Source organism: Streptomyces sp. URMC 129 (assembly GCF_051386415.1).
GTDB lineage: Bacteria > Actinomycetota > Actinomycetes > Streptomycetales > Streptomycetaceae > Streptomyces.
On record NZ_JBPQTQ010000068.1, the window covers coordinates 1 to 12,527 of the forward strand.

At 72.0% G+C, this 12,527-nt stretch carries 15 protein-coding genes and 2 pseudogenes; 9 read left to right on the plus strand and 8 right to left on the minus strand.

Annotation, left to right across the window (positions count from 1 at the left end):
* The first annotated feature begins 352 nt into the window (after nucleotides 1-352).
* The gene (locus tag ACSNOC_RS15645) at nucleotides 353-988 is read left to right on the plus strand and encodes an ISAs1 family transposase (protein WP_436748045.1); all 636 of its coding nucleotides are present in this window, start codon (nucleotides 353-355) and stop codon (nucleotides 986-988) included.
* Here the strand turns inward: ACSNOC_RS15645 and ACSNOC_RS15650 are convergent, their stop codons facing one another.
* Nucleotides 989-1,993, minus strand: a complete 1,005-nt coding sequence (locus tag ACSNOC_RS15650) for a GlxA family transcriptional regulator (protein ID WP_436748046.1) — start codon at nucleotides 1,991-1,993, stop codon at nucleotides 989-991. It lies immediately after the preceding gene.
* 127 nt (nucleotides 1,994-2,120) lie between these two features.
* Here ACSNOC_RS15650 and ACSNOC_RS15655 point away from each other — a divergent pair, with 127 nt between their 5' ends.
* The 3 genes from ACSNOC_RS15655 (at nucleotide 2,121) to ACSNOC_RS15665 (ending at nucleotide 3,963) form a co-directional block, all read left to right on the plus strand.
* A complete protein-coding gene (locus tag ACSNOC_RS15655; protein WP_436748072.1) occupies nucleotides 2,121-3,086 on the plus strand; it encodes an NADP-dependent oxidoreductase in 966 nt (321 codons plus the stop codon).
* Nucleotides 3,087-3,116: 30 nt separating this feature from the next.
* The gene (locus tag ACSNOC_RS15660; RefSeq protein WP_101403365.1) at nucleotides 3,117-3,437 is read left to right on the plus strand and encodes an NIPSNAP family protein; all 321 of its coding nucleotides are present in this window, start codon (nucleotides 3,117-3,119) and stop codon (nucleotides 3,435-3,437) included.
* 79 nt (nucleotides 3,438-3,516) lie between these two features.
* Nucleotides 3,517-3,963 carry a GlcG/HbpS family heme-binding protein gene (locus ACSNOC_RS15665; RefSeq protein ID WP_436748047.1) on the plus strand — a complete coding sequence of 149 codons (447 nt, stop codon included), beginning with the start codon at nucleotides 3,517-3,519 and terminating at the stop codon, nucleotides 3,961-3,963.
* A gap of 287 nt (nucleotides 3,964-4,250) precedes the next feature.
* Here the strand turns inward: ACSNOC_RS15665 and ACSNOC_RS15670 are convergent, their stop codons facing one another.
* The 3 genes from ACSNOC_RS15670 to ACSNOC_RS15680 all read right to left on the minus strand — a co-directional run bounded on the left by ACSNOC_RS15670 (nucleotide 4,251) and on the right by ACSNOC_RS15680 (nucleotide 5,426).
* Nucleotides 4,251-4,577: a transposase gene (locus tag ACSNOC_RS15670; RefSeq protein ID WP_436748073.1), complete on the minus strand. Its 327-nt coding sequence runs from the start codon at nucleotides 4,575-4,577 to the stop codon at nucleotides 4,251-4,253.
* Nucleotides 4,546-5,121, minus strand: coding sequence for an IS3 family transposase (locus ACSNOC_RS15675; RefSeq protein WP_436748048.1), 576 nt, complete (start codon nucleotides 5,119-5,121; stop codon nucleotides 4,546-4,548). Before ACSNOC_RS15675 ends, ACSNOC_RS15670 begins: the two co-directional genes overlap by 32 nt.
* A gap of 122 nt (nucleotides 5,122-5,243) precedes the next feature.
* On the minus strand, nucleotides 5,244-5,426 hold the full coding sequence (locus tag ACSNOC_RS15680) for a transposase (protein ID WP_436748049.1): 183 nt from the start codon (nucleotides 5,424-5,426) through the stop codon (nucleotides 5,244-5,246).
* A 233-nt stretch (nucleotides 5,427-5,659) separates the two neighbouring features.
* Between ACSNOC_RS15680 and ACSNOC_RS15685 the strand changes: the two genes are divergently transcribed.
* The 4 genes from ACSNOC_RS15685 (at nucleotide 5,660) to ACSNOC_RS15700 (ending at nucleotide 9,296) form a co-directional block, all read left to right on the plus strand.
* Nucleotides 5,660-6,001, plus strand: a complete 342-nt coding sequence (locus ACSNOC_RS15685) for a hypothetical protein (RefSeq protein ID WP_436748050.1) — start codon at nucleotides 5,660-5,662, stop codon at nucleotides 5,999-6,001.
* Entirely contained in the window at nucleotides 5,998-6,309 is a 312-nt protein-coding gene (locus ACSNOC_RS15690; RefSeq protein WP_436748051.1) for a hypothetical protein, read from the plus strand. The genes ACSNOC_RS15685 and ACSNOC_RS15690 overlap by 4 nt, the downstream gene beginning before the upstream one ends.
* On the plus strand, nucleotides 6,306-7,103 hold the full coding sequence (locus ACSNOC_RS15695) for an alpha/beta hydrolase family protein (RefSeq protein ID WP_436748052.1): 798 nt from the start codon (nucleotides 6,306-6,308) through the stop codon (nucleotides 7,101-7,103). The genes ACSNOC_RS15690 and ACSNOC_RS15695 overlap by 4 nt, the downstream gene beginning before the upstream one ends.
* Before the next feature lie 237 nt (nucleotides 7,104-7,340).
* On the plus strand, nucleotides 7,341-9,296 hold the full coding sequence (locus ACSNOC_RS15700) for a SpoIIE family protein phosphatase (RefSeq protein ID WP_436748053.1): 1,956 nt from the start codon (nucleotides 7,341-7,343) through the stop codon (nucleotides 9,294-9,296).
* A 348-nt stretch (nucleotides 9,297-9,644) separates the two neighbouring features.
* Here the strand turns inward: ACSNOC_RS15700 and ACSNOC_RS15705 are convergent.
* The 4 genes and pseudogenes from ACSNOC_RS15705 to ACSNOC_RS15720 form a co-directional block, all read right to left on the minus strand.
* Nucleotides 9,645-10,012 (minus strand): annotated as a pseudogene (locus tag ACSNOC_RS15705) (carbohydrate ABC transporter permease); the annotation flags it as partial.
* Between the two features lie 261 nt (nucleotides 10,013-10,273).
* The gene (locus tag ACSNOC_RS15710; protein ID WP_436748054.1) at nucleotides 10,274-11,074 is read right to left on the minus strand and encodes a glycosyltransferase family 4 protein; all 801 of its coding nucleotides are present in this window, start codon (nucleotides 11,072-11,074) and stop codon (nucleotides 10,274-10,276) included.
* Nucleotides 11,071-11,210: pseudogene (locus tag ACSNOC_RS15715) on the minus strand (IS30 family transposase); the annotation flags it as partial. The pseudogene ACSNOC_RS15715 and the gene ACSNOC_RS15710, both read right to left, overlap by 4 nt.
* A gap of 26 nt (nucleotides 11,211-11,236) precedes the next feature.
* On the minus strand, nucleotides 11,237-12,124 hold the full coding sequence (locus ACSNOC_RS15720; protein WP_436748055.1) for an NAD(P)-dependent oxidoreductase: 888 nt from the start codon (nucleotides 12,122-12,124) through the stop codon (nucleotides 11,237-11,239).
* A 52-nt stretch (nucleotides 12,125-12,176) separates the two neighbouring features.
* On the opposite strand from ACSNOC_RS15720, the gene ACSNOC_RS15725 reads away from it, so the two are divergent.
* Entirely contained in the window at nucleotides 12,177-12,527 is a 351-nt protein-coding gene (locus ACSNOC_RS15725) for a winged helix-turn-helix transcriptional regulator (RefSeq protein ID WP_436748056.1), read from the plus strand.

Here is a 12,527-nt window from a genome sequence, read left to right on the forward strand (position 1 = left end):
CCCCTACCCCCCTCCCACCTGCATCTTCACCATGGGGTCGCGGAGGGCGAGGAGCTGGATGAGAGGCACGGCCACGAGGTGGCCGCGGCCAACACGATCCGCGCCCGCCCCGGGCGTGCGGAAGGCGCACGGCGGGTGCGGTACCGGTGCGCCACCAGCCGCCGAAGAGCATTTCCAGAGCACCCGTCGGCGGCGGTATTCCGGCCCGGCCCGCCACCCGCTACCCGCTACCCGCTACCGTCGGAGTGTCCGGCACGCGAACATCCGCTTCCCGGAGGGTTGATGACGCACCTGCTGGCCCGGGCACACGCCGCCCGAGGCTGGAACCCGGCCGACCTCGCCCGCCGGTTACGTGCGCTCGGCGCCCGGCGCGGCATCCCACTGGGCACCGGCAAGGACGGCGTCTACCGCTGGGAGAACGGCCGCCGTCCCGACCGTCCGACCCAGCGCCTCATCGCCGAGTTGCTGGACATCCCCGCCACCGCCGTCGATCGCAGTCCAGCACACCGCCTCCGGGGCCGGACACGGACGCCGCGAGTCCCGGTCGATCAAGACCTGCGGGATCGCCGACGAACTCGGCGGAATCGCCTTTCCCCACGCCCGCCTGGCCATCCGCGTCCATGGCCGCCGCAAGCAGACCGGCCGGCGTGAGACCCGTGAGAGTGTCTACGCCGTCACCAGCCTCGACGCCCACCAAGCCGGGCCCGCCGACCTGGCCGCCGCGATTCGCGGGCACTGGGGAGTGGAGAACTCCTCGCACCACATCAGGGATGTCACCTTCGCCGAGGACACCTCCACCGTCCACGCCGGGACCGCGCCACGGGCCATGGCAACCCTCCGCAACCTCGCCATCGGCGTGCTGAAAACCCTCGGAGCCGGCAACATCGCCAAGACCACCCGGGCGATCCGCGACGAGCCCCAACGAGCACTCCCCATCCTGGGCATCACCAACACAGATGGAAGGCCCCGCGGGTCCGCAACGCGCTGATCACGCAGACCGCTCACATCCCGGCCCAGACGCCGTCATAGGCTCCGGTGCGTTGTGGGCGCGACGGTAGGCCAGTGGTGACAGGCCCAGGTGCGTGTGGAAGTGCTTGCGCAGGGCGACGGGGTCGCCGAAGCCGCAGGCGGTGGCGATCCGTGCGACGGTCAGGTCGGTGGATTCCAGCAGCAGGCGCGCGTGCGCCAGCCGTCGTTGTGCCAGCCACTTCAGTGGGCTGCTGCCCACCTCGCTGCGGAAGCGCCGGGTGAAGGTGCGCACGCTCATGTGCGCGTGCCGGGCCATGTCCTCCAGTGTGATCGGCTCGGCCAGCCGGTCCAGCGCCCACTGGCGGGTCGCCGAGGTGGAGCGGTCGGTGTCCTGCGGTACCGGGTGCTCGATGAACTGCGCCTGGCCACCCTCGCGCCATGGCGCCACCACGCAGCGCCGCGCGGCGGCCGAGGCCACCGCCGCTCCGTGGTCCAGACGGACCAGGTGCAGGCACAGGTCGATGCCGGCGGCTCCGCCGGCGGACGTCAGGATGCGTCCGTTGTCGACGAACAGCACGTCCGGATCGACCTCGATGTCGGGGAATAGCCGCGCCAGTTCGTCGCACAGCGTCCAGTGTGTGGTGGCCCGGCCGCCGTCCAGCAGACCGGCCGCCGCGAGCAGGAAGGCCGAGGTGCACAGGCTGACGATGCGGGTCCGCGGCCCGATCCGGTCCAGCGCCGCGGCGAGTTCCCCAGGAAGCGCGCCGGTCGCGAGCAGGTCCTCGCCGGGCTCCTGAGTGGCGAGGACGACGGTGTCCGCGCTCTCCAGCACCGACTCGTCGTGGTCGACGACGATCCGGTAGTCCTCGTGCGTGCGCACCGGCCGGCCGCCGAGGGAGAAGGTGACGACGGAGTACAGAGGAGTCCCGTCCGGCTTACGGGCCTCGTTGAACACCCGGGCCGGGATGCCCAGATCCAGCGGCAGGACTCCGTCGAGGGCGAGAACAGCGACACGATGCGACATGGCTGGAATGGTACGACAGGTGGCCCTCCGGCCACTCACCCGCCTTGGTAAGCACACGCCACTCTTCCTTCAGCGGGGACGCGGTCCCCGCTGAAGGAAGAGCAAGACAGACATGAGCGAGGACACCATGAGCGAGAACACCATGCGGGCAGTCACCATCAGCGAGTTCGGCGGAGCGGAGGTGCTGACCGTCGAGGAGGTCGCGCGCCCCGAGCCGCTGCCGACCGAGGTGCTGGTGCGGGTGCACGCCGCCGGGATCAACCCGGTGGACTGGAAGACCCGCGAGGGTCAGGGAATGGCGGGGCTGCAGACGCTCCCGCTGATCCTCGGCTGGGACGTCTCCGGCGTCGTCGAGAAGGTCGGCTTCGGCGTCACCACCCTGAAGGTCGGCGACGAGGTGTACGGCATGCCGTGGTTCCCGCGCGCCGCCGGCGGCTACGCCGAGTACGTGACCGCACCGGCCCGCCAGTGGGCCCGCAAGCCGGCCACTCTTGACCACGCGCACGCGGCCGCCGTGCCGCTGGCGGCGCTGACCGCCTGGCAGACCGTGGTCGACACCGCCCACGTCCAGGCCGGTCAGCGCGTCCTGATCACGGCCGCCGCCGGCGGAGTGGGCCACTTCGCGGTCCAGTTCGCCCGGCACTTGGGCGCCCACGTGATCGCCACCGCCAGCGCCGCCCGCCACCCCTGGCTCAAGGAACTCGGCGCCGACGAGACCATCGACTACACCACCACGCGCTTCGAGGACGTCGTCAAGGACGTCGACGTCGTCATCGACCTGGTGGGCGACGCCCACGACAACACGAGCACCCGCTCGCTGAAGGTCCTGCGCCCGGGCGGCCTGCTGGTCGCCGTACCGTCCGGTGTCTCCCCGGACCTGACCCGGGCCGCCGAGGCGGCCGACGTGCGCCTCACTGCGTACCTGGTCGAGCCGGACGGTCCCGCGCTGACCGCGATCGCAGACCTGATCGACGCCGGTGAGGTCGCCGTCGAGGTGGAGGAGACCTTCCCGCTGGAGCAGGTCGGCACGGCCCAGGCCCACGTCCAGGCCGGCCGCACCCGCGGCAAGGTCGTCCTCACCGTGACCGACTGACCAACCCTGCAAACAGTTAGGAGCAGCACGGTGTACTACGAGATCCGCCGCTACCGGGCGCAGCCCGGGCGCCGCGAGGAGTGGGTGCGCTACATGGAGGACGTGGTCATCCCGTTCCAGGCCTCGCTGGGCATGGACGTAACCGCCTCCTTCGTCGACGCCGAGGACGAGGACGGCTACGTGTGGATTCGCCGGTTCGAGGACGAGGCCCAGAGCGAGGCCCTGTACGCGGCCGTGTACGAGCACGACCGCTGGAAGAACGAGATCGGTCCGGTCGTCTACGGCCTGCTGATCCCCGAGAAGTCCGTCGTCACCCGTGTGGTCCCCACCCCGGCCTCACCCCTGCGATGACCCGGCTCACGGCCGCTTCATCCGCCACCGCACAGCGCAGCAGAGCAACAGCAACAGCAACAGCAACAAAGGAACCATCATGAGCATCGAGACACTCCAGAAGTCGGCCCCCGCCTCGTCCGTCACCCAGGCCGCCGCCGGCGCACTCATCGCGGCGGTACACGCCGCGGCTGCCCGGATCGGCTTCACGGCGTCCATCGCCGTCACCGACCAGGGCGGACATCTGAAGGCATTCGACCGCGCCGACGACGCGCCCTTTCTCACCGCCGAGGTCGCCCTCGACAAGGCCTGGACCGCGGCCTCCTTCCGTATCCCCACCCACACGTGGAACGACTTGCTCGCCAACCCGCAGATCGCGCCGCTGGGCGGCCACCCTCGTGTGATGGCCGTCGGCGGCGGCTACCCGATCATCGAGAACGGCCAGTACGTCGGAGGGCTGGGGATATCCGGTGGCACCTACGACCAGGACCAGCAGGCCGCCGAGGAGGCCCTCGCCGCCCTCGGGTTCGAGCTGCCCGGTCTCTGACCGGCCACGGCGGGTCGGCCCGTGGCTGACGGGCGCCAGGCCAAGCCACAGACCGACATGTGCGCCGTCATTGATGGCTGCAGCCATTGCCCTGATCAGCCGGCCCCGCGGCAGCCTGCGTCCTGACGTCGCGCGGCCCCCGGCCGCGGTGGCTCAGCGGGTGGAGAGGGACGCCGGGCGCCCCGCGTCCGTACGCCCGCCCGCCCGCCGCGCCGAGGGCGAGCAGGGCGCCCCGGGTGGTGGTGACTGAGCTTGTTCCGCTTTGACGGACACCATTGGTGTGGTGGTCAGGCTGCGCGTCCGGTCTCGTACTCGGCGGGACTTTGGTAGCCGAGGCTGCTGTGCAGGCGATGCAAGGTGTACCAGCTCCCGATGAAGCCGAAGAGCGCGGTGCGGGCGGCGGCCCGGCTGGGCCAGGCGCCAGGGCCGGGCACCTCGCGCTCGAGGGTGGCGAAGAACGACTCTGCGAGCGCGTTGTCCCAGCACTGTCCGGTACGGCCGACCGACAGCCGGACTCCGGATTCGTGGGCCAGGACGGCGAACTGCCGGCTGGTGTACTGGCAGCCGCGACCGGAAGGAACGTCACCGGACGGGTGGGGCGACGCTGCCGGCAGGCGGCCTTGAGGGCACCGGCGACCAGATCGGGCCGCAGGTGATCAGCGCTCGCCGGCCGGCCACGCGGCGCGAGGCGATGTCCATGACGGTGGCCGGGCAGAACCGGCCCTCCCCGGCCGGGATGTACGTGATGTCGCCGCACCAGCGGGCATCGAGCCCGGCGGGGCCGGGCTGGAAGTCCCGGGCGATGAGATCGGGCCGGAAGGCAGCCCGCAGACCGGGGATCGTGGTCAGGTGCCGCCGTCTTCGACACCGGCCCTGCAGTCCGGCAGCCCGCATCAGCCGCACGGCACGACGGCGGCCGCATCCGGCGCCTTCCCGCTTGAGCACGGCATGGACACGCGGGGCGCCGCAGGTTCCACGCGATCCCGTATGGACATCGATGATCTGCTCCGTCAGCTCGGCGTCGCGGACCGCACGGAGACCGGGCGTGCCGGTGCAGCGGGCACAGAAGGCGGTTCGGGAGACCTTCAGCAGTTCACAGGCCCGTTTGACGCTGTGGCCGCTCTGCTTCTCCGCCTCGATGAACGGGTGCACCGTCACCAGGTCTCCTTCGCGAAGAAAGCCATGGCCGCTTGAGGATGTCGACATCCTCCCGCAGGCGGCGGTTCTCCCGCCGCAGCGCGGCCAGTTCCTCACGTTCGCTGCTGGTCAGCCCCTCCCGCTCACCAGCGTCGACCCCGGCCTGCTTTCACCCAGTCACACACCGCGGTCCCGGCCAGATCGAAGTCCTCGGCGATCTGACCGACCGAACGGTCACCACGACGGCACACCTCAACGATCTCAGCCTTGAACTCCGGCATGAACGAGCGGCGAGGGCGAGGCTTCTTCTTCCCCATGCTCTCCATGACGGACATCCTCCCGGGGCTGAACCCCTGATCCCGAATGTCCGCCAAACCGGATCAAGCCCAAGCTGGGCAAGGTCGGGTGCATCACCGACCCGCAGGCCGCCGCCGCATGCGACGAGGCGTTCCTGTCCGGGCAGGTCCCGCCGCCCCCGCCGTTCCCCTGGCTGGAGTCCGGTGTTCTCCAGGGTGGGCGCAGCACCGAGACGGTCGGCCGTCTGGGCGTGCAGGGACGGGTGGCGCGTGGCGGTTCCGCCGGGTTCGCCGACGATGTCCTCGGCGGCGGCTGGACCTTGCTGTCCCGCCGGGCCGGCGCCCCGGCCGCGCTGGACGACACGCGGCGCTCCTTCCTCGCGGGCCCGGGCGTGCGCGCCGTCCACGCCAGCCTGGCGCCCGTGGACTCGGCCGAGGCCGCGGTGGACCTGGACCTGACCTACAGGCGGTGGTTCGACGCCGTCGGCGCCGACGTGGTACTGGTCCGCCCCGACTTCTACGTGTTCGGCACCGCCGCCCGCCCGGAGGCGCTGCCCGCGCTGGTCGAGGAACTGCGGCAACGGATCGCGGGGACATCCCGGTGAACGAACCCGACTGGCGCAAGGCGGCGGAGGCGCACAAGCGGGCGATGCCGATGCAGCGCCTGCTGGGCAACGGCATGGACCACGCCGACGCCACCGCCCTGTACGCCTCGGTGGACGACGGAACCGACTGGGCCGACGCCGCCTCCGCGCTGGGCGCGGCCGACGCCCGGCGCGGGCGCGCCGCCCTGGCCGCCGGGCCCGCCCTCTCCGCGCTCGGCTGGTACGCCGCGCCGCCGCCTGCTACCGCTTCGGCCAGGTCCCGCTGCCCGACGACGATCCACGCAAGCGGACGAGGTACCGCGCGTTGATCGACGCCTACGGCCGGGCCGGGCCGTTGCTGGACCCGCCGCTGGAGCAGGTGGAGCTGCCGCACCGCACGGGGACGCCGACCGCCTGGCTGCACCGCCCGGCGAACGTGCCACAGCCGCCGACCGTCCTTCTCTTCGGCGGCTTCGACGGCTGGCGCGAGGAGTACGACACTGCGGCCCGCGCGCTGGTCCGCCGCGGCATGGCCGTTCTCCTGCTGGACGGCCCCGGCCAGGGCGAGACCCGCCTCTTCGGCGGCCTGCACATGCACCCCGGCGACCCCGACGACGTGTGCGCCGCGCTCAGCGCCTTCGTCACCTGGGTGGAGAAGCATCCCCTGCTCAGCGGCCAGGTCGGGATCTGGGGCAACAGCTTCGGCGCCTACCAGCCGCCCGCGCCGCCGCCGCCCGGGATCGATCCCGGGATCGCCGCCGCCTGCGTCAACGGCGGCACCGACCGCCCCGCCGAGATCCTCGACCGCTATCCGAGGTTCGCCGCGAAGGTCCAGCTCCTGTACGGCACCGACGAACCCGAACCCGCCGTCGAAGCCCTCCGCCGGCACATCCTGACCCCGTCGCTGCCGGCCCACCTGGCCTGCCCGCTGCTGGTCCTGCACGGCACCCCCGACCAGGTCTTTCTCATCGACAGCGCCCGCCGCCTCCACGACCGGGCGCGGTCACCCGACCGCACCTTCCTTGAGTGGCCCGACGGTGACCACTCCATCGACAACCACACCTACGAAAAGCACACGGCCGTCGGTGACTGGTTCGCCGAAGGCTTCGGCACCGGTAGGTGATCCGGACCACGCCGGGCGTCCGTGTCGGCATCCGTTCCGCCCCCGTGGAAGGTAAGGCGCTCCTGTGGCGTGCGGCTCCCCGGGGCGGGAGTCTGAGGGGAGAGCGCGCATCCTGGAAGGGCGAAGGCGGTCATGAGCGGTACGCGAGAGCCGGGTCCGCCGGCAGGGACCCGCCGGCCGGGGCCGCTCGCGTCAGTCGACGACCGCCAGAATCCGGTGATCCGGGCGCTGCGGAGGATGGACGACGGGTTCCTGCTGACGGACCGCGAGTGGCGGATCACGTATGCGAACCCGGCCGCGGAGCGGCTCCTGCGCCTGGAGGGCGGCCTGATCGGGCAGCCGCTGTGGGATGCTCCCGACCTCCGGGCCGTGCCCGGCCTGGAAACGCACTGCCGCCAAGCGGAGGCCGGCGGTACGCCGACCGGATTCGACACCCGGTGGCCGGGCACCGACCGGTGGTACCACGTGCGTCTGGTGCCCGTGCCCGAGGGCCTCACCCTGCACCTGGCGGAGGTCACCGAACCAGGCCGACGCCGCACCGAAGGCGAAGCCGCCGCCGTACGGGCCGCGCTCACCGCCGACCTCACCCACCACCTGGCCGAGGCGGTGAGCGTCCAGGACGTGGTCGACACCGTCGCCCGCACCGTCCTGCACCCGCTCGGCGCGGTGGGACTCATGGTCCAGTTGGTCGAGAGCGACCGCCTGACCACGGTCGGCGCCGTGGGCTACCCGGCCGTCTTCCTGGACCACATCCGCGATATCACGCTCGAAGACGCCGCGCCACCGAGCCATGCCCTGGCCACCCGCACACCGCAGTTCATCGAGTCACCAGGGGAATACATCGCCCGCTACCCCACCGTCGCCCACTTCCCCGCTCTGACCAGGAAACGGTCCTGGGCGTTCCTGCCGCTGTTCGTCTCCGGCCGGGCGATCGGCGCTGTGGTGATCTCCTTCGACCACCCGCGGTCCTTTCCCGCGGACGAGCGGACCCTGCTGACCGCCTTCAGCGGCCTCGTCGCCCAGGCGCTGGAGCGCGCCAGGCTCTACGACGACGAGCACCGGCGCGCCCAGCGGCTCCAAACGGCGCTGCTGCCCCGGACCCTGCGCCCGCTGTTCGCTGTCACCGCGGCTGCCCGGCACCGCCCGGCGGTGCACGACGCGGACACCGGCGGCCACCTGTGCGACGTGATCCGGCTGCCGTCCGAGCGGGCCGCTCTGGTCGTCGGGGCCGCCCAGGCCGGCAGCGGCCTGGACGAGGCCATCATCATGGGCCGACTGCGGACCGCCGTGACCACGCTGACCGCCCTGGACTACCAGCCGGACGAAATGCTGATGCACCTGCATGACACCGTAGGGGCCTTCGCCGCCGACCTCGGCCCGGACGCGGTCCTCACCTGCCTGTACGCCGTCTACGACCCGGCCGACGGCGTCTGCTCGGTCGCCAGCGCCGGACTCCAGCCGCCCGCCCTCGGCCGCGACGGCGCCATCGAGACTCTGCCCGTCGAAACCGGCCCACCGCTGGGCACCGAGCAGGCGACCTACCAGCGCTCCGAGTTCGTCCTGCCACCAGGCGTCCCGCTGCTGCTGCACACGGTCCCCGGCCACGCGCTCACCACCGACTGGACGCGCCTGGCCCCGGTGACCGCCGCGGCGACGGCGTTCCATACCGGTTCCGCGCCGTCCGGCCCGCCGCGGGAAGCCGCACGGCTGGCCGCCCTGGCCGAAGGGGTGGCCGCGGCCCTGCCGATCAGGCCCTCCCGGCTCGCCTCGGCCGCCGCCGTCATGGCCGTCATGCCCCGCCGCTTTGCCGCGGACAGCATTACCGAGTGGCTCCTGCCCTTCGAAGCCGAGGCCGCCAGGCAGGCACGCGAACGCGTCCGCGACCAGCTCACCGTCTGGGGGGCGGAGGACCTGATCACGACCACCGAGCTGATCGTCAGCGAACTCGTCGGCAACGCCATCCGCTACGCCGCCCCGCTCCCCGGCGACGTGCTGCGCCTTCGGCTGCTGCGCGCCACCTCGGTCACCTGTGAACTGGCCGACGGAAGCGAGAGCAGCCCGCGCATCCGCCACCCGGGCCTGCTGGACGAGACCGGCCGGGGCCTGCAACTCGTGGCGGCCATGTCCCACCAATGGGGCTCCCGCTTCACCCAGGAAGGCAAGGTCATCTGGTCCGAGCAGCCGCTCCCGTGAATCCGCGGGACGCGATGCCCGGCCACCGGCGCGGCATCCGACGGACCGCGCCCCGCGCGCCGGCCCGTCGCGGCACCGGCGAGGGCCGCGACGGGCCGTGACGCACCGGCCGTCCGGGGTGAGGGTGGCCACCTGACCGTCGACCACGTCGCCGGGCAGGAGCAGTAGTGCGGAGAAGGCGCCGCATGGGGACCACGGACGTTGCCGGGCAAGGCCGCGAGGACCTCCCGCGGGCGGGGCCGCCGATCCGGATGCGGCCGGGCCGCGGACGCGGGCCCGGCGGCTCGCGGGAGGGTCTGCCCGGGCTTCCGGGTGTCACCGCCGCTGACGCCGGTCCGCCGGGGGCGGTCACTTCACGGCGCCGGCGGAGATGCCGCGGGTGAGGGTGCGCTGGAAGACGAGGAAGAAGACGATCACGGGGATGACGCCGAGCAGGGCGGCGGCACTCATGGCGGTGGGTTCGCTGGTGTACTGCCCGCGCAGGACGGCCAGGCCGAGGGGGACGGTGTGGTTGTCGTTGGAGACGAGCAGGACGAGCGGGGTGAGGAACTCGTCCAGCTCCAGACGAAGAAGAAGACGCACATGACGGAGAGGGTGGGCCAGCTCATGGGCAGCACGATGCGCCACAGGACGGTCCAGCGGCCGGCGCCGTCGAGGGCCGCGGCTTCGAGGAGTTCGCGGGGGAATCCGGCGTAGACGGAGGACAGCAGGTAGGTGACGACGAACAGCTCGTGGCCCGAGGCGTGGACGCGCTGGGCCTTGCGCAGGAGAGCGGCGAAGCCGAAGACGCCCGTGCGGTCGACCGTCCGGTCACGGTTCCAGATCCTCGCGGGGAAGCCGAACCAGGCCCGGTACAGCAGGTTGTGCCCGTCGACGAGGAGCAGCGGCGTGGTCATGGGCGCGGCCTCCTGTGAGGTGAGGGGCTGGGTGCCTGTGACCGCGGCGTGCGGGCATCCGGTTGCGGATAGGCGGTGAGTCTACCGACCGGGCCCGGTCGCGGTCGGCCAGAAGTGGGCCAGGAGAGTGGCGAGGTGGCCGACGGCGTCGCGTTCGGTCAGGACGCGGCGGTGGGCGGCGGCCCGCAGTTCGCGCCGTCGAGTGCGGGAGAGGGCAAGAGCCCGGCGCAGCCCGTCCGTGAGGGCGCCGACGCGGTCGGGATCGTAGAGCAGACCGTTGTGCTCGTCGGTGATCTGCTCGGGGAAGCCCTCGCGTGCCGGTGCCAGGACAACCGCGCCGTCGTCGCGCGCCCACAGAGCGGTCTCGAATACGAGATTCGCGAGGGTCTCGCCTCTGCTGGGCACGGCCATGACGCGGGTGGCGGGAAGGGAGGCCAGGGCGCGCGGGAGGGCGCGGGTGAACTCACCCGTCCAGGTCGCGCGCAGTCCGAGCGCGTCGCAGCGAGCGCGGTAGGTGTCGAGGAGGGCCGCGCGTTCGTCGTCGGTGCGAACGGCGATCGCCGCGAGGTGGATCTCGTCACGCAGCGGGGCGAGTGCCTCGATGAGCAGGTCGAGGCCCTTGGTGGGGTCGGTGCGTCCGACGGCCGCGACGATCGGCCGGTCGGTGGGGATACCGAAGGCGCGCACGACGCGCTCGGCCTCGTGGGCGGGCATGGGGGCGAGGTCGGAGGAATCCAGGTGCAGTCCGGAGGGCCAGCGCACGACGCGGTCGGTGGCGAGGCCGTATTCCCGGACGACGTGGTGGGTGAGGAAGACGCCGACGCCGGCGGCCCAGCGACGCGGGGTGGTGTTGATGGCGACGATGGGCGGTGAGTTGATCAAGTCGCGAGCAGTTTGGACAGACGCTCGGCCGGGGTTCCCAGCCGAGCGTCTTGCGTGGGCGGCCGTTGAGTTCGGCGGCGACCGCGTCCAGGTTCTTGCGGGTGTGCCGGGTCAGGTCGGTGCGCTGCTGCCGCGGCCGGGGCCCGGCCGCCTGCCGCTTGCTCAGCGGCGGCCCAGTACCTCGGCGATGCGGATGAACCCGTCCGTGCCGTGGCCCAGGCCGATGACACGGCGGGCCATGCCCTCTGCCGCGCGCATCACGCCCGCGTCGATGCCATGCCCTTCAGAGGTCTGCACGATGTGGGCCATGGACGAGGCTGCCGAGGTGATCGGGTTGCCCTCGCCGGAGAAGTCGCCGCTGTCCACGCCCTCCGCGGCCTGCTCGAAGAGTGGCGGGATGATCGCGCCTATGCCCTTGGCGAACGGGGCCAGCTCCTGCGCGGTGACACCCTCGGCCTTGGCCACCGCCAGGGCGTGGGCATAGCCCGCCATGGCAGTCCAGAAGATGTCCAGCAGCGCGATGTCGTAGGCGGCTGCCCGGCCGATCTCCTCGCCGAGATGGGTGTGGGTGCCGCCCAGCGCCTCAAGGATAGGTAGATGCTTGCGGTAGAGCTCCTCGGGACCGCTGTGGATGAAGACCGCGGCAGGCGTTCCGATGGTCGTGGTCGGTGTCATGATGGCGCCGTCCAGGTATTGGATGCCGTGCCCGGCCGCCCAGGCGGCCATGTCGCGGGCCCGGGCCGGGGTGTCGGCGGTCAGGTTCACCACCGTGCGGCCCTTGAGCGCGTCGGAAACCGCCTCGCGCCGCAGAATGGCGTCCACAGCCTCGTAGTTCACCACACAGGCCACGGTCAGCCCGCTCGCGGCGACCGCCTCTTCGGCGGATCGGGCGCCGACTGCGCCTCGCTCGACCAGATCGCGGTCCCTGCCCGGCGTCCGGTTCCAGACCGTCGTCCGCAGGCCAGCATCCAGGAACGCTCCGGCCAAAGCTCGGCCCATCGGCCCGAGACCCAGCACGGTGACGGCAGACTGTTGGGGGTGTGAAGACATGTTTGTTCAGCCTCCGTAGAAGGATCGGAAGAAAGTGATGAAAGGGGCTCATGTGACGCGAAGTCGTGCCCGGGACACGAACGTCTGCGGAGTGACTGCCGCGATTGCCGTAATCGACGGCAAGTGGAAGACCGTTCTGCTGTGGCTGCTGGAATCCGGTCCGTGGCGCCCCGGGGAGCTGCGGCGTCGGCTGCCGGGCCTCAGCGAGAAGGTACTGACCCAGGCGCTCCGCGAGATGGAGGCTGACGGACTGGTGCACCGGGCGGTGCATGACGAGCTGCCGCTGAAAACGGTGTACTCCCTCACCCCGTTCGGCCGCGAGCTCTCGGAGGCCCTGGGGCCCGTCTCGGATTGGGGCCACCGCCGCCTGGAGAAGCTCGCCCAGGCACAGTCGGCCTCCTAA